The following is a 16,159-nucleotide window of genomic DNA, read 5'->3' on the forward strand; positions in this document are numbered from 1 at the left end:
GGCTCTCATAGGAGATTGCCAGGGCGACGAACCGCGTTTCTAGCGCTCCCCCGTTAGGGGCATTTCCTCTGCGAAGGCGTTCTTCCCTCCCACGCCTGGACGCAAGGGATATCCAGAAAGGAACGGTCATGAACGGCAGAATCACCTACCATCAACAGGTTAGCTATTGTGGTAAAGAGCGTTGTCGCAAGTGCCGCGAAGGCATCGGTCATGGCCCGTACTGGTATGCTTATCAAACTGTGAACGGGCATACCACGCGTACTTATATTGGCAAGCATCTGCCTCCCGAAGTACAAGCCTCGATTGCTTCTCCCGCCTCATCCACTTTAGCGCCGACTGCAGCTCCTGGCCTGACCCCTGAACTTGAGACAACTTCCTTGCGTATTTATACCCTTGGCCAATTTCGCCTTGAGCGGCGCAGTGGGCATGAGTTAGCTGTATGGCAGCCTGTCACTGATATCGCATGGAAACAGTCCCAGGTGCGTAGCCTGCTGGGTTATCTCTTGACCAGCCCCGAGCGTAAGCTCAGTCGCCAACAGATAATTGAGACCTTGCGCCCTGGAGGCTCCGTGGATACCAGAGTGGCGATGAGTAATCTGCACCGCCTGGTACATCGCCTGCGCCAGATATTAGGCCACCAGCGTAGCGGCCAGATTCAGGAAGTGCTGTTGCATACAGAGGGAGAGTGGCTTGTCTTAGCCGATCAATCTCGTCTCTGGGTAGACGCTGACGCTTTTGAGGCCTTGCTAGTTGAAGCGCGTAGAGGGAAGAGTCGCGAAAATAGTGCCGGTGGTGTGCATGAAGGCTTTGGCGACAGCACGCGCGAGCAGCTATTGAAGAATGCTGTAACACTCTATAGAGGGGATTTTTTGCCCGAAGAGCGTCAATCCAACTGGGTGCTGGCCAGGCGCCAATCTTTACGGCGCAGCTGGGCCGGGCTATTGCTGGACCTGGCCGATGTATATTTGTTGCGAAACGAGATGATGGAGGCAATGGAGCTCCTTGATCGGCTTCTGGCCAGCGATGGCGCCAATGAGGCAGCTGTACAACGCCTGATGATCGTGCTAGCCCAGCTAAAACGCCGGGGCGAGGCCTTGCGCGCCTATCATCGGCTAGAGGATATCTTGCGTCGAGACTATCATGCGCAACCTTCAGAGGAAACCAGGGCCCTGTATGAAGCTGTGCGCCAGGGCGATAATATCAACGGTTTGCTGCATGTGTGGGGACCCGGCAAGCAAACGAGCAGCGGTATTGAGCAGCTAAAAGGAAAGCGGGAGGCGGTTGCTGAGTTACGCCCGGTACCGTTGCATCAGATCAATAGAACTGAGCTCATTGTTGAGCCTGCTGAGAAGATAACGATGCCTACCGGGCGCCATCCCCAGAGCCCGCTGATTGGACGCGAACGGGAAATGGAAGCCTTACACCTATTGCTACAGGCTATTGAGCAAGGAGCATGGACTCCATCTATAGGTCTCAGGCGCACAGGTGGGCTGCCTCTGGATACCCAAAGGCGCCCTCAGTGTATTGTCTTGAAGGGCGAAGCGGGCATAGGCAAAACAAGGCTGGCCGAAGAGATAAGCCGTGAGGTGCAGTTACAGGGCTGGACAGTAGTCTGGGGGCGGGCCTTTGAGCAGGAAAGCGGTATTCCTTATCGTTTGTGGACCAACATATTGCGTAGATTGCTTAATTCAAATGTAGGGACTGGCTTGCTATCAGGGCTACCTTCCTCCGGGCCTGCAGAGCCGTTACAAGAAGCACAGCTGCGACCTCTGGCCGCCTTGCTCCCGGAATTAGCGCCGCTATCCTCGGCCAGGCGTTTGGCAAGTGGCGGTGATGAAGATCTGGTGGGTGTCGGAGTACAGGAGCATGGTCGAAGAACTTTGCATGTTCAGCAAGAGCAGCTTCATTTGCAGGAAGCAACTCTGGATCTGCTGGCACGCATCAGCGGAAGCGCACCCTTATTGATTGTGCTTGATGATATCCAATGGGCCGATAACGCTAGCTGTGATCTTATGGGGTATTTAGCCCGTCATCTCTATGGTTTGCCTATTGTGCTATTAGCGACGTGTCGCGAGACAGAGCTCCCTGTCCATCCCCAGCATCCATTGCTTGAGCTGATTGCCCATATGCAGCGTGAACATACGATAAGGTCCTTGGAGCTTGAGCCGCTTACAAGCGAGCAGATTGGTAAGTTGGTGGGGCATTTGCCCGCCCCGGTCGTGCAGCATATCCAGAAACAGGCGGCTGGTAATCCATTTTTTGCCGAAGAAATGGCTTCTACCCCGCCTCCTAGCTTGCCCCAGACTGTGGCAGGAGCCCTGGAGCATCGCATGAGTAAGCTAAGCAATTCCTGCCAGAAACTTTTATGCAATGCGGCAATCCTTGGCGGTTCTTTCCAGTTTCCCGAGATCTATGCGATGGAGAGTACAAGTATGGAGGCCGATGAGGATACTGTGCTTAGTCTTATTGAGGAAGCTCTACAATCGCGGGTGCTGGCAGAAGAAGGCAGCGGGACGCAATACTCCTATCATTTCTGGCATCCTCTCATGGTAAGCTATTTATATGAACAGGTCTCTGCGACCAGAAGGGCAAGGCTGCATAAACGGGCTGCCGAGATGCTGCAGCGTATGCATCGGGGTCGCACCGAAGAAGTTGCCGCTACTATCACGCATCATCTTGTAAAGAGCGGAGCCGAGCCCGCAGAGATTGCACACTATGCTGAGATAGCCGGGGATCGCGCGTATGCGCTCTCCGGCTATGCCGAGGTGGGAACGACCGCCGGCTATGCCGAGGCCGTGCGCTACTATAAACTGGCCCTGGAACAGTTGGAACTTGTTGGCAGGGATGAAGAGCCGAAGCATCGTATTTATCTATTAGAGCGCCTGGCTGAGTGCACAATGATTCGTGGGAGCTTTACAGAGGCTCGTCATTTATACGAGCGCCTGCTGGAATTGCGTAAAGGCAATGCGCAATATCTTATTGAGCGTGTTACCTCGCCGGTGCGTGAAGCGGAAATCCAGGCTCTATTGTGGAGCGAAATTGCTTGGACCTGGCGCTACACTGGCGATAGCGAACAGGCCAGAGTATGTTGTAAACAGGGAGAGCAGGTGTTACGCGATGCCGGGGTGGTTACCGGGCCAGCCTGGGCTCGCTTGCTCTATCAGCGGGGGCACCTCTACTGGTATGAAGGGCTCTATCAAGAAGCCTGGGAACTGGGGCAACAGGCTATCGCGTTATTTGAAGAGGTACAGAAACCTGTGACCGGCACTTTAGGTTCTCCTACTGCTGTAGCACAAGGAACACGTATTCAGCGCTCCCTGCAGGGCGATCCGGTTGATCTAGGATTGGCCTATAAACTCCTGGCCGGTCTGGCCCTATATGAGGGGCGCTTAAATGAGGCCCTGGAATATCTAAATACGGCGCTGGCAATCTTTGAACAGTGTGATAACAAGCGCCGCATTGCCCACATCTCTTGCGACCTGGGTCATGTCTATCTTAAGAAAGCTGAATACCAGGAGGCCCAGGCCTCGCTGCGGCGATCCCTCAATCTTGCCGAACGAATTGGTGAAGATCCTTTGATTGCCGTTGTGGCTAGCAATCTTGGTGAGCTTGCCGCCTGCTCTAAAGAGTATAAAGAGGCAGAAGATCTCTATAAGCGCGCCATTGCTCAGGCTGAGCAGATCAATGACCGTGAGTATATCAGCCTGTGGAACGTGGGATTAGCTACAGTATTTCAAGAGCAGGGAAGGTTAGATGAGGCGGCGGTTTGCGTCAGGCGAGCCTTGCGTATTGGGCGGGCCATAAATAACCATCCATGTATAGGCGGCGCGCTCGTCGCCCTTGGCAATCTGCGCATAGCCCAATCCCTGGCTGTGGGTAAATTTAGTAGCGGGCATAAGCGCTTACTCCATCTCGCCTGTATAGACGCGCGACGCGCTCTCGCCTTGACGAGATTGGGCGCTGAAACCAGAATTAGAGGGCAATTAGTGCTGGCTCAAGTATCATCGCTAACCGGAGATAAAGAGCGCGCGCGCAAAGAACTCAATCTGGTAAGCAAAGACGCGCGGCACTGCCATCTGAAAGCCATAGAAGCTCAAGCAAAAAATCTCCTCAATGAACTGGCGAATGAGCACTGAAGCAAAGGTGTATCTTACAAAGTGCTCAACCGCAAAGACGCGCTCTCAGGACGCTTTCCTTGCACCAAATGGGAGCGGTCATCCTGTAAAGGTCAGGCGAGTTCGTTATAGGCGTCCATAAAAAACGCGACGTCTACCTTCCTTAGACCAGTTATCCCGTGTCAGTGGAGGATGTCTTTGCTGGGACCACCCGTGATAGCGAACTCGTGATATGCATTAAAAACCACCTGCTAAGCCGGCTTGATTGAGTATACTGCTGGTAGGCTTACAGTCCAATGCTGGAATATCCAGCTTGCCTCAGCTATCAAGGTGGGTAACATATGAAGCTGAAATTCATAGCCGGCCTGGCATTTTTGTTTAATGCGTTTCTTTTTGCCACCTCTTACTCGGTCTCGCGGGAAGCCCTGGGCCGAATAGAGCCGGTGGTCTTTACTTTCTTTGTGATGATGGCTCTGGTCCCGGTTGCCCTCTGTATCATTGCGTTATCCTGGAGGGGGATTACAAAAAGTGTGGTAAAGAGCGGTATTGTACTGGGAACCTGTCAATGCCTTGGACTATTCATCATCTATATTGCCCTTAAGTACAATACTGCAACCAGCACAGCCTTTTTCCCTTCGCTAAACGGCTTCCTGGCAGCCATATGTCTCTGGATCTTTTTGCGCCAGCCGATTGCACGGGCTACCTGGCTTGCTGGCGCTGTCTCCTTTGTCGGGGCGCTTCTCTTGATTACAAGCTCATCTATAGGAGGCATCCGAGGCGCGATTATCGCTTTTCTCGGCGGCTTGGTTTGTACCTTTTATGTATTCCTGGCTGATCATGAGCAGAAAGGCAAGACTGCATACTGGCCCTTGTTTGGTATTCAACTGCTGACGATGGCAGTTCTGGCCAACGTGATTGTCCTGCTCTTTGGCGATTGGCAGACCTTCCAGCCCCAGATGCCCCGCGATATCTGGGTGATTCTCTATATGGGATTAGGAACCATTTGCCTGCCCACCCTGATAACTGTGCTGTTACAGCGCTATATCCCGCCGATTACCGTCTCCTTTATCTATATCCTTGAGCCGGTTCTTGGGGCAATTGTTGCCAATTTCTATTTGCATGAGGTCTTGCCGCTAAGTGGCTATTTGGGCGGTGCCCTGGTAGTAATCGGGGCTGTTATCCATACCTGGGGAATGGCCGAGCAATCTCAAGAGAAGCACGATCAGACCTTGCATCGGCAGATCCTTCGCCTCGGTCGGCGCGTACGTACTTCGCAGATCGCCATGCTGGTTTATCCCCTGCTCTATATGGGGGTCGGAGCTTTTATTGTGTATCGCCTGGGAGGCTTCCCACCTCAAGCGTGGAGTGAGCTATATCACCTGGCCCCCAGACCACTTTCTATGTGCAGCAGGGCTATGGGATGGAGATATTTTTGCTTGTAGCTCAGGCCGCGTCCTGGCTCCTGGCCTGGTGCGCGCTGGCAGCATTGGGGTTTCTAGGAATTTATCGGGCGCTTATTTTCCTGGCACCACGGTTTAGTAGCCTCAGCGCGGAGCGAGAAGTGAGGCCTGTACCTGTCTCTCCACGCCTATACAGTACGCAGCGAGTGCCAGACAGGTCAATTGATTTTATACCGAGCACTATCGAACCAGCAGAAATGAGGGAATGATGAAGCGCAACGATAATGGCGATTTTTGCATTCTCTATGTCGAGCCAGACGACGACAAAACCTCGCTTCTACAAGCTATCGTCGATCAGAAAAAACCTGTGGTAATTATGCTAGCTGATCAGGCGAGGCTCTTTCAGCGTCCTGAGGAGTTTGTCGAGCTAAAGCATGTGAAGCGGCAGCGTGACCTGACTATTATATTTGTCATCCCTGGAGGCGGGCGTGTGACTCGCATGGCAAACCGCAATGGTTTTCCCGCGTATGCCTCCATGGAGGCGCTGGTCCAGGCGCTTGCCAGCGGCCCCCTTGCTCGCCAGCACGTGTTGAGCCGCGCACCAGCCGCGGAACAAGCATCGCAACCTGCGGCTTTCAGCCCCAGAAAAACGGTTCCGCTAGTGAGCGAAGTAGAGATACCAGTGCCAGAGATGAGATCTGTATCATCGCCTAAAAGGACGGCTCAGCTGACACCGCCGACTTTGCCACCATTGACACCGCCAACCTTGCCGCCGTTGGCCCCATCGCAAGCAGCACGCGGTCCTATAGCTCGTTTCCCGCTGGCTCTGGTTGTACTGCTCATCCTGGCCCTGGCTATTGCCGGCCTTGGCTCTTCGCTCATGCTATTTCACACGCTCCCGGATATGGCGGCGGCTCCAGCGCAAGCAGTTGGCCATATAGCATTTTTGAGCAGCGAACAGGTGAGCGAGAATAGCAGCCAGGGAATTGACGATCAAGTTCTGATTGAGCTTAATAATATCCCTGCGCCTGCATCCCAGAAGAGCTATTATGCCTGGCTCCTGAGCGATAACAACCAGGCGGATACGCGCGTAATTGCTCTGGGTCCGGTAAGCGTCAATGGGGGGCATATTCGCGCCCTGTATAAAGGGGATAAACAGCATACAAACCTTCTTCAGATAGCCAGTCGTTTTCTGCTTACCGAAGAAGATGCTCAGGTGCCGCCAGTTGCGCCTTCCCCCGATCAGAGCACCTGGCGCTATTATGGAGAGTTTTCGCAGAACCCAATTAATATCCCCGATAACGTAAACCACTATAGCTATCTTGATCATTTGCGCCACCTGCTGGCCGCTGACCCGACGCTTGATCAACTTGAGTTGCCGGGAGGGCTCAATAACTGGTTTTATCAGAATACCAGCAAAGTGTTGGAATGGTCGAGCAGCACCCGTGGACCCTGGGAGGATAGCAAGGATGTGGAGTATGTTCGACGCATGGCGGTGCGAATTTTAGATTATCTGGATGGACTTTCGTTTGTTGCTCAGGATGTACCGCCGGGCACTCCTGTACTGGTAAATGCGCGCCTGGCCAGTATTGGGCTGCTTGAGGTGGCCGGTCCTACCCAGGACCCACCTTCTTATATGGATCATATCGTTTCGCATCTCAACGGTTTGCTTCAATCACCTGGCGCGACTGCCACTTTGCATAAGCAGGCAGGTGATATTGTGAGCGTGCTAGATAATGTCAAAGCCTGGTTAACGCAAGTTCGCCATGATGCCCAATTACTCGTCAAGATGAGTGACGATCAGTTGCGGCAGCCAGGAACCCTATCCCTGCTCAATGACATGCTTGATAATGCTACTCATGCTTTTGTCGGTCAGGTCGATCCAGCAACTGGTAAGGTACGTGGAGGAGAAACCTGGATTCACACGCAGATGCAGCAACTGGCAACACTAGATATACTACCCTATGTAGCCGGAAAGTCACATATCCAGATGATCCCGGATATGCGGCATGCTACCGCTCTGCAATCCGCTCAAAAGAGGTGAGACTCTATGAACAGGCAACTGCTTGCCTTTACCTTACTCATCATACTAGTAGTATCGGGCTTAGTCGCAGGTATCTTCGCCGGATCAATAGAAAGGATGCTCACTTTGCCTATGATGCAGCGCTCGACAGGAAATGCTAAGACGCCGCAGGTGGGGCATTCATCTCCACCTGCCGCCACGCAATCCCCCAAAGATACTATGGTCGCGACGACTTCGACGATGGTTCTGGCTCAGGACACGTTTAAGCGTGCGGACCAGTCTCTCTGGGGGACCGCATCGGATGGTCGGGCCTGGAATGGCGACGCCAATACTTTTCCGCACATTTTCTCAGTCAAGGGCATGGGTGGGCTGATCGCTCATGGGCAGGGTACATTTAACGCAGTGCTGGGATCTGCTACTAACAATGAAGATGTGCTCGTGAATGGCACCGTAAATCACTTCGATGGCGAGGTGAACCTGGGGATAGTACTGCGCTGGACAAATGCGAATAACTGGTATAAAGCGTACATTGATGGTACCCATCTGACAGTGATCAGAAGCGTGCAAGGAGTCATTCAGCAACTTGAAAGCGTGCCCTTCCAGGCGAGCAATAATGTGGCCTATATGCTCCGCTTTCGGGCCGTGGGGGCTGCACTCTATGTTAGAGTCTGGCCAGCCGGGACAACTGAGCCTCAGAATTGGACGCTAGTGACGATGGATACAGCCTTAACTACTGGCCAGGTTGGCATACGCGTCCTGGTCCGTGCAACGACGATTGTGAATATAGCCTCGTTCTCTGCAACGCAGGCAAGTAGCTCGATGCAAACATGAAGTTTTCTCATGCAGCAGGTATACTGCGAAGGTGAACAATAAAGCGGTCGGATGGTTGATTATGATAGAACAGTTGAGAAATGCCTATAATGCCAATCGCTGGACTAGAATTGCGGCCTATGCTGCTTTGCCAATAAGCGGTGGAGTTCTCTACTGGCTTGCAGGAGGTTTTCCTCCCTGGGCCTGGCGTTTCCTATTCCAGGTTCTGCCGCAGCTTCCCCGTTTCTGGGCAGTGCAAGGCCCGCGCATTCTGTTCCCGCTGCTAGGCCTGGTGCTACTCTCGACGGCTCTAGTTATTCTATGGGGGCAGTAATCTTTATGGCTATAAAAGTATTATGGGATTGGCTGCGCAATCTCTATGAACAGAGGCGCTTTGCGGCTGAGCTCCAGGAAGCCGAATTTCTTGCTGAGCAGATGGCGATGTCTGAAGTCGAGAAGCGTATGGGGTTGGAGAATGTGAGGGAATTGGAGATGGAATGGCAGCCCCAAACGGCTCTAGTTCCTGCGGTAGCCACTCCGCGAAGAGCATCTGTTCCCCCACAGCGCCCTTCTTCTCTCAGGCAAGAAGAAGAAATATATAGCGATAATGCGATACCAGCATATATGTTTTCGTCTGGTAAACAGCGCGTTATGCCTCGCGCCCGCCTTGCGCCCATGGAAAAAAAATCCTCGCCCGTTGCGGTGGCGCCAAGCCCTGTTGGACCTGCTACCCAGAGGCAAGAGAGAGCCTTGCCCCAGAGACGACAGTGGCCCAGAGAAGTAAAACCACCGACAAGTAGAGGTAGATCTGACCTGGAGTTGAGAGAAGTAAAACCGCCTACCAGCAGAGCCAGGTCTGACCAGGCTGTACAGGTAACACGGCAGCACGAGGAGGTATCGCGGGCGCAACCAGCTTATCGGGCTTCTTCAGCGCAGGTCAGCCCGGTACAGAAACCAATCCAGACCTCGGCATTTACCGACGATCTGGTGAATAGCGAAGATGATGATGCTACGCTGCCCTATCTCAAGCTTATCAATCAGGGTGATACCTTACCAACTACAGAAAATTTGGCCCCTGAAAAGGAGTTGGAAGAGGCCTTGCGCCTGGTTGTAGGCATTGGCCTGGACCCTGGTATAGTCAGAGTCAATGCTCCTAACGAGGATAACCTTTTTGCCATCCAGGGTATGCGCGCAAAGCAAGATGGGCCGGAGCCGGTTGGCTTGTTTGTGGTCGCTGATGGTATGGGTGGTCATGCGCATGGCCAGGAGGCAAGCCGGATGGCTGTGCAGACGATAAGCGATGTAGTCGCACCAGTTATTCTGCGCAGTTCAGAGGATGAGAATGTCTTTGCGGAGCTCTTGAAGGAAGGTGCGCATCGGGCCAATCTGGCCATTTATCAGCGCAATCGGCAGCAGGAACATATGATGGGTACTACCATGACAGCAGCCCTTGTGGTGGGATCGATAGCCTATATTATCAACGTAGGCGATAGCCGAACCTACCTCTATCGAGCCCATGAGGGGCTCAGGCAGGTCACGCGCGATCATTCTATTGTAGCGCGTTTGGTAGAGGATGGTGTCATTGCGCCCGATGATATCTATACTCATCCGAAACGGAATCAGATCTATCGCTGCCTGGGCGAACGTGCGAGCGTGGAGATGGATACATTTGTGGAGGCGTTACAGCCAGGGGACGTGCTTGTGCTCTGCTCTGATGGACTCTGGGAAATGGTACGCGATTCAGATATTCATAAAATTATTGCAGCTTCTGCCCCACATCCATCTCAGATCAGCACAATGCTGATTCAGGCGGCTCTTGCAAGGGGCGGAGCCGATAATGTCAGCGTGGTGGTAATCTGCGTGTTGGGCGCTGAGAAGTAGCGGCGGCTCCTCATAAGTCAGAATAGGATGCTAAGGCTTGCTTCTCGTTTTATCAGCTGTAAAATAGCCAACTCGCCCGCAAGCTCTCTCTGGAAGCTTGCGGCGCTAACTTGAAGAGGGTGCATGCTGCCAGGGACCTGGGGCTTGTAGCGGTTGAGCTGTAAATGAAGGTAGGCAGCTAAAGATAATAAATAATAAGGACCGCGCTCTTTTCTCGACCTTCTGAATAGCTACAAAATACTGCGAGAAAAGTTTATCTGCGCAACGCGGTTTACAGTTTGTCGGACCATGCGTTGCTCTACGCGCAGGATGTATCTGCTCCCCCAATGTGTTAAAATCTATCCAGATACGTTAATGTTCCCCTGGGATTGCCAGGTATGAAGGAATATAGAAAACAGCTATTCGGCTTGCGGAGTTCTGACAAGCAGGATTCCCAAGGTATCTGGGTGGTAGATCCTCGGCGGCGGTTCAAGCTCAGATCTGAAGATTGAGATGCTCAGGTCTGATCACAGACATCACTGATTTGTTGGACCCCAACCCTAATTGCGTATGATCTGGCCCTAAAACCCTCCCTGCACATTGATGGAGAGAGGAGATTTTTTTGGCTTCAGATTGCGCAATATCATGCTATTGTTAAAGTGAGGTAGAAAGGTAACTGTAGATGCACTGGTGCGGATGTTCTCCAACACATTCCAAGTCGTCTCTACGGTGCCCATCCTACAGTTACCTGCTCTGTAAAGGAGCTGCCTCGAATAGAAGTAAAGGAGCGACTTATGCAGGAATCAGAACGTGTCATGGGCAGCTATGGCCTTGAGGAGATCAAGGCCAACAAGCTGGAACCCTGGCCCAATCCGCACCCCGAACGCGATTACGTGACCCACTTTGAAATTCCCGAGTTTACGTGTTTGTGTCCGCGCTCAGGCTTTCCCGATTTTGCCACCATCGTGATCGATTATGTGCCTGGACCTAGCGTGGTGGAGCTCAAAAGCCTCAAACTGTATATCAATGGCTACCGCAATCGGCAGATCAGCCATGAAGATGCCACCAACGTGATTCTTGATGATCTGGTGGCCTTGCTCTCCCCGCGCTGGATGCGCGTGGTGGGCGATTTTACCGTGCGAGGCAATATCAAAACCGTGATCTTTACCGAGTATGCCCAGCCAGACTATCAGGGGCCGCGTCCCGAGTATCGGCGGTACCTGACCGCGCTGTAAAGAGAGGAGATCGCGATGACGACAACGAGAGAGCGAGACCAGGCGGTGCTCGTGGTGAGCGGTGGGATGGATAGCTGTGTGCTTGCCTATTATTATGCGGCGGCCGGCTTTGATCTGCACCTGCTCTCCTTTGATTACGGCCAGAAGCACGTCAAAGAGCTGGAGTATGCCCACAAATATATTGCCAGGCTACGCGAACGCTTTGCTCAGGGTGAGCAGGGGCTGCGCGTTCAGCATGAGATCTTGAGCTTGCCCATCGCCTCCCTTTTGCCCGACTCGACCTGTGCTCTGCTCAATGACGAGGAGCCCATGCCCTATGGACACTATAGCGATGAGAGCATGAAAACAACCGTGGTGCCCTATCGCAACCCAAATATGCTTTTGCAGGCAGCCACCGTGGCCTGGGGCGAAGGCGCCTCAGTGGTAGCTTACGCCGCCCATCAGGGCGACCATGCCATCTATCCCGATTGTCGTCCCGCCTTTGTCAATGCCTTCAACGCCATGCTGGCTGCGGCGATGGATGGGCCTGCTCCGATTGTGCAAACCCCGTTTTTGCAATTCAGCAAGGCGCAGATTGCCAGGCTGGGGGCCAGCCTTGACGTACCATTCGAGTTGACCTGGAGCTGTTATGAAGGTGGGCGCAAAGGCTATGGTGAGCTGCATTGTGGGCGCTGTGGGACCTGTGTCGAGCGGCGCTGGAGCTTTGCACAGGCTGGCTTGTCCGATCCGACCCACTATGCCTCTGAGGCCCTTGATGAGGATGAAGGCTTCCATGCCTAGCTCTCCAAACAGTGTATCGTTACCTGGAAGAGCGTACAAGAGAAGCATGTTGCAAGGATGGATCAGGCAGCTGCCGCCGCTCTTGCTTGCCAACCCTCCTGTCGGTTCTGCCCCAGGATGGCGAGCAGAGGAGGCGAAAGTGGGCCAGAAAAAGCCGTATTTTTAGGAAGAAGAGGAGTTTGTGTCGGAGAGGACATGTATGCCAAGATATGCCATTATTACTCGGCTCTTTCCCTTTGAAGCCTGCCACCATTTGCCGGGACACCAGGGCAAATGCCGCCGTCCCCACGGGCATTCCTATCAACTGGAAGTGAGCTTGCGTGGCCCCATCAAGGAAACGCAAGGGCTTTCCGATGAGGGGATGGTGCTTGATTTTGCCGAGCTCAAAGCCCTGGTCAATCGTACCATCCTTGAGCAGCTCGATCCGCGCGTCCCGCGTGGACCCGAAGCAGGGATGATTGAGCAAGGTGGGATGGATCATAACGATCTCAACGTGCTCACAGGGATTCGTACCACCGCCGAGAATCTCGTGCATTGGATCTGGGAGGCGCTGGTGGCAGGTGGCGTGCCCGAGGAATTTCTCTATCGCATCCGTTTGTGGGAAACTGAGAAGGGCTATGTGGAAATCACCCAGGCCGAACGCGGCCAGGAGGGACGATGAAGCAGGCAGCAGCAGCACGTCTGATCCCGATCTCGGAGATCTTTGGTCCCACCATACAAGGAGAAGGCGCCCTCATTGGCAGACCCACAGTCTTTGTGCGTACCGGCGGCTGTGATTATCGCTGTAGCTGGTGCGATACGCTCTACGCTGTGCTTCCTCAGTACCGCGACGAGTGGCAGCCGATGAGCAGCGAGGCCATTCTGACCCGGGTCCAGCATCTCTCTGGTGGCCATCCGCTGCTGGTGACCCTTTCTGGAGGCAACCCGGCCATGCAGCCCCTTGCTCCCCTGCTCGAACAGGGCCATGCGCAGGGCTATACCTTTGCCCTGGAGACACAAGGCAGCATTGCCCAGCCCTGGTTTGCCGACCTGGAGGTGCTCACCCTCTCCCCCAAGCCGCCAAGTAGCGGGCAAGAGATGCGCTGGGAGCGCCTAGAGCGCTGCCTGACGGCGGCATGCGCGGGCAGCGGTAATGCGGGACCACAGATCTGTCTGAAAATCGTGGTCTTTGACGAGGCAGATTATACCTATGCTCGCGAGGTGGCGGCACGCTATCCCGAACTGCCCCTGTATCTGCAAGCGGGCAACCATACACCCCCGCACCTGGCGCAGGAGATCGATACGGCGGGCATTCTTTCGCGGCTACAGTGGCTTATGGAGCGTGTCATGGCGGATCAGTGGTATGAGGTACGCGTCTTGCCCCAGTTGCATACGTTGCTCTGGGGCAATCGACGCGGCGTCTAAGGCAAGGTGTTTGGCTCTCGCAAGAAGAGAGGAAGGCATGCAGATGGCACAATCAAAGGAGCAGAAGCCGCTCGCCCAGCATAACGGGACGGCTCTTTCCCTCCAAAGAACGAGAAAAGTAGACTATCCGCGCCTGCTGGATCTGGGGCGCGAGCTGCTATTAGCGCTGGGAGAAGATCCCGAGCGGGAAGGGTTACGCGAGACGCCAAGGCGCTGGGCCGATGCCTGGCAAGAATTTCTTGACTATGATCCTGGCCAGACTGAGACCTGCTTTACCTCGCAGGCCCTGGATCAGCTCGTCTGTGTTTCAGGCATGCGCGTTTGGTCGATGTGTGTGCCCGGCCATCAAATGATGCAGACAGCTGCCGGTGCACACGTCGCCCGCGAGATTGTTCCCGGGACAGCCTTGTGGACATTGGTCGAGGGCGAGCTGCGCCAGACCTACGTCACGCAAGTGAGCAGCCATTTGAGCTGGGACCTGGTGGAAGTCGTGACGGCCAAAGGCAACTTTTGCGTCACTGGCGATCATCCTCTCGCCACGCCCCAAGGCTGGATCGAGGCCAGGCATGCGCAAGGATGCCTGGTAGAATGGGCCCAGATTCCCACCACCCAGAGCGCAAGCCTTCCAGCCCTTGCCCGCCTTGGACAGCACACCTGGGCGGGAGCATTGCGGGGGCGTAGCATCCTCCTGTTGGCCGCCGATACCGCCGCCGAGCCAACCGGGGAGTCCTGGCAAGAAAAGCATGGCTTTGAGCAGCAGGAGCATCGGACCAGCTTGCGCGAGTCAGCCTGGGTTCCGGTTGAGGCCGTTCGGTCCTGCGGAGAGGAAAACGGACCAGCAACTGTCTATAGCTGGAAGTGCGAGCCGTACCCGACCTTTCTGCTCAATGGGCACCTGACGCATAATTGCGAGCATCATCTCATGCCTTTCTGGTGCGATGTCTCTATTGGCTATATCACTGGCAACAAAGTTCTTGGGCTCTCCAAGTTTGCCCGCATCGCGCAGCAGTGTGCCCATCGCCTGCAACTGCAAGAGCGCTTAGGCCAGCAGATTGCCGATGAAGTGAGCAGGATCACCCAAACTGAAGATGTGGCCGTAGTTCTTACCGGAGAGCATCTGTGTATGACGGCGCGGGGCATTCGCACACCTGGCCTGATGACCTCTTCTGTCATGCGCGGAGTTTTTCGGGCTGAGAGCGAGACACGCATGGAATTTCTGCAGCTTATTAAGTGAGGCGCAAAGGCGTAAGTTAAGCGGATAGCCCACGCTGAGGTAAGTGCGGCAAGGGCTGCGCTGATGGGGCTTGCTGTATCCCTGAAAGAGCTATGTGGGCTCAGCCGGATACCTGCAATCGCCTATTGCAGCCCAAAAACATGAAGGCTGGCGATCTGTATTGTATACTACGGGGTAGTTCACAGAGAGAAGACCGGATATTTTATCGGGGGCATTGGAGGTAAGGTTTTTGTCTGGCAATAATACTGTTAACAACGCGCTCTTCTTACAGGCGCCGCCGGGAAAACGTTATGTACGTTCATTTTTCTTTTCCAGGCGTATCGATGCACCATTAGCCAGGGTGCATCTCCTGGCTCGCGTGCTCCTGGTCGTGTGTCTATCCAGTGCGCAGTTACGTACTATCGTACATCCTGACTTAATGGGCGCTTGCTTGCTCTGGCTCTTTTCATTTATCCTGTTTTTGACAAGCGGGATGAACGCGCGCGTGGCCCGCCTATACTTTCTGCTCACTCTGCCCGCCCTATTGAGCCTTTTCCTGACCTGGACCTTGTTTAACCCTATTCCAGGACAGATAACGCTGGTGCACTTACCTGTTTACTCTGGCTCTATCAGTATCGGGCTGGCTTGGTGGCAGGCGCTCTGGCTAGGGATCATCGGCGCTTATTACCTATGGACGCGTAAGATCTTTTTAGGCCTGCTGCTTGCCACGGTCGCCGCGTTCGCTTTTGCTCGTTTGTTCCCGCTACCAGAATGGACGCTGCTCAAAATCAGCTTCTTTCATCAGCTGAGTATTCTTGTAAGTGATCGCGGCCTGTTGATTGCGATTACCAAAGTGATAGGCTACTCCGGTATGGTGCTTTCTACGATTGCCCTTGTGGTTACCGGGCGCGACTCCGAGCTAATCGGGGCTTTACGCCAACTGCGCGTGCCGCAGCCGGTAATTTTCTTTTTAAGCACTGTATTTCGGGCTCTGGACCTGGCCCTCTCAGACTATGATATTATTCGCCAGGCGCAGCTAGCCCGGGCCGTCAATGCACGGCCGCGCAGCTTCATCCGGCGTTTACGCGATTTAAGCAGCATTGCTGTTCCAATGGTGGCAATGATGATTCGCCGTTCCAGTGAGATTGGGGATGCTTTGTTAGCGCGTGGTTATCGCTTAGGGCAGAAGAGCGCAAATTTCTACGAGACTACTCCCTGGCGCCTGCTCGATTGGGGCGTGCTGGTAATTTGCCTGGTCTTGCTCTATCTAGCGCTGGGACCGCGTGTAATATGAAGATGCATTAGCCTTTATGGTTTGT

General features: G+C 54.1%; 12 protein-coding genes. All 12 read left to right on the forward strand.

All coding sequences use genetic code 11. The annotated features are described in order from the left end of the window. Positions 1-128 precede the first annotated feature (128 nt). The 12 genes from EPA93_RS47230 (at position 129) to EPA93_RS47290 (ending at position 16,134) form a co-directional block, all read left to right on the forward strand. Positions 129-4,136, forward strand: coding sequence for a DUF6788 family protein (locus EPA93_RS47230; protein WP_129894221.1), 4,008 nt, complete (start codon positions 129-131; stop codon positions 4,134-4,136). A gap of 320 nt (positions 4,137-4,456) precedes the next feature. Further along, positions 4,457-5,557 (forward strand): DMT family transporter, encoded by a 1,101-nt coding sequence (locus tag EPA93_RS47235; RefSeq protein WP_129894222.1) that lies wholly within the window; start codon positions 4,457-4,459, stop codon positions 5,555-5,557. Positions 5,558-5,780: 223 nt separating this feature from the next. Further along, positions 5,781-7,559 (forward strand): hypothetical protein, encoded by a 1,779-nt coding sequence (locus EPA93_RS47240; RefSeq protein WP_129894223.1) that lies wholly within the window; start codon positions 5,781-5,783, stop codon positions 7,557-7,559. Between the two features lie 6 nt (positions 7,560-7,565). Next, entirely contained in the window at positions 7,566-8,369 is an 804-nt protein-coding gene (locus EPA93_RS47245; RefSeq protein WP_129894224.1) for a hypothetical protein, read from the forward strand. 31 nt (positions 8,370-8,400) lie between these two features. Continuing rightward, positions 8,401-8,682, forward strand: a complete 282-nt coding sequence (locus EPA93_RS47250) for a hypothetical protein (protein WP_129894225.1) — start codon at positions 8,401-8,403, stop codon at positions 8,680-8,682. Positions 8,683-8,687: 5 nt separating this feature from the next. Continuing rightward, positions 8,688-10,229 carry a PP2C family protein-serine/threonine phosphatase gene (locus tag EPA93_RS47255; RefSeq protein ID WP_165423870.1) on the forward strand — a complete coding sequence of 514 codons (1,542 nt, stop codon included), beginning with the start codon at positions 8,688-8,690 and terminating at the stop codon, positions 10,227-10,229. Between the two features lie 773 nt (positions 10,230-11,002). After that, entirely contained in the window at positions 11,003-11,443 is a 441-nt protein-coding gene (queF, locus tag EPA93_RS47260; RefSeq protein ID WP_129894227.1) for a preQ(1) synthase, read from the forward strand. A 15-nt stretch (positions 11,444-11,458) separates the two neighbouring features. After that, positions 11,459-12,223: a 7-cyano-7-deazaguanine synthase QueC gene (gene queC / locus EPA93_RS47265; RefSeq protein ID WP_129894228.1), complete on the forward strand. Its 765-nt coding sequence runs from the start codon at positions 11,459-11,461 to the stop codon at positions 12,221-12,223. A gap of 199 nt (positions 12,224-12,422) precedes the next feature. After that, complete coding sequence (locus EPA93_RS47270) at positions 12,423-12,884, forward strand: 6-pyruvoyl trahydropterin synthase family protein (RefSeq protein ID WP_129894229.1); 462 nt, start codon at positions 12,423-12,425, stop codon at positions 12,882-12,884. Beyond that, positions 12,881-13,627 (forward strand): 7-carboxy-7-deazaguanine synthase QueE, encoded by a 747-nt coding sequence (gene queE, locus EPA93_RS47275; RefSeq protein WP_129894230.1) that lies wholly within the window; start codon positions 12,881-12,883, stop codon positions 13,625-13,627. The genes EPA93_RS47270 and queE overlap by 4 nt, the downstream gene beginning before the upstream one ends. A gap of 43 nt (positions 13,628-13,670) precedes the next feature. Beyond that, positions 13,671-14,861, forward strand: a complete 1,191-nt coding sequence (gene folE / locus EPA93_RS47285; protein ID WP_242527287.1) for a GTP cyclohydrolase I — start codon at positions 13,671-13,673, stop codon at positions 14,859-14,861. Between the two features lie 229 nt (positions 14,862-15,090). Continuing rightward, entirely contained in the window at positions 15,091-16,134 is a 1,044-nt protein-coding gene (locus tag EPA93_RS47290) for an energy-coupling factor transporter transmembrane component T family protein (RefSeq protein WP_129894231.1), read from the forward strand. Positions 16,135-16,159: the final 25 nt, after the last annotated feature.

The sequence above is a fragment of the Ktedonosporobacter rubrisoli genome (assembly GCF_004208415.1).
GTDB classification, from domain to species: Bacteria; Chloroflexota; Ktedonobacteria; order Ktedonobacterales; family Ktedonobacteraceae; genus Ktedonosporobacter; species Ktedonosporobacter rubrisoli.

Excerpts from the sequence above, each read along its gene's own strand:
- EPA93_RS47240 (WP_129894223.1), top strand. The coding sequence starts at position 5,781 with ATGATGAAGCGCAACGATAATGGCGATTTTTGCATTCTCTATGTCGAG.
- folE (WP_242527287.1), top strand. The coding sequence starts at position 13,671 with ATGGCACAATCAAAGGAGCAGAAGCCGCTCGCCCAGCATAACGGGACG.
- EPA93_RS47230 (WP_129894221.1), top strand. The coding sequence starts at position 129 with ATGAACGGCAGAATCACCTACCATCAACAGGTTAGCTATTGTGGTAAA.
- EPA93_RS47270 (WP_129894229.1), top strand. The coding sequence starts at position 12,423 with ATGCCAAGATATGCCATTATTACTCGGCTCTTTCCCTTTGAAGCCTGC.
- queF (WP_129894227.1), top strand. The coding sequence starts at position 11,003 with ATGCAGGAATCAGAACGTGTCATGGGCAGCTATGGCCTTGAGGAGATC.
- EPA93_RS47245 (WP_129894224.1), top strand. The coding sequence starts at position 7,566 with ATGAACAGGCAACTGCTTGCCTTTACCTTACTCATCATACTAGTAGTA.
- queC (WP_129894228.1), top strand. The coding sequence starts at position 11,459 with ATGACGACAACGAGAGAGCGAGACCAGGCGGTGCTCGTGGTGAGCGGT.
- EPA93_RS47235 (WP_129894222.1), top strand. The coding sequence starts at position 4,457 with ATGAAGCTGAAATTCATAGCCGGCCTGGCATTTTTGTTTAATGCGTTT.
- EPA93_RS47255 (WP_165423870.1), top strand. The coding sequence starts at position 8,688 with ATGGCTATAAAAGTATTATGGGATTGGCTGCGCAATCTCTATGAACAG.
- queE (WP_129894230.1), top strand. The coding sequence starts at position 12,881 with ATGAAGCAGGCAGCAGCAGCACGTCTGATCCCGATCTCGGAGATCTTT.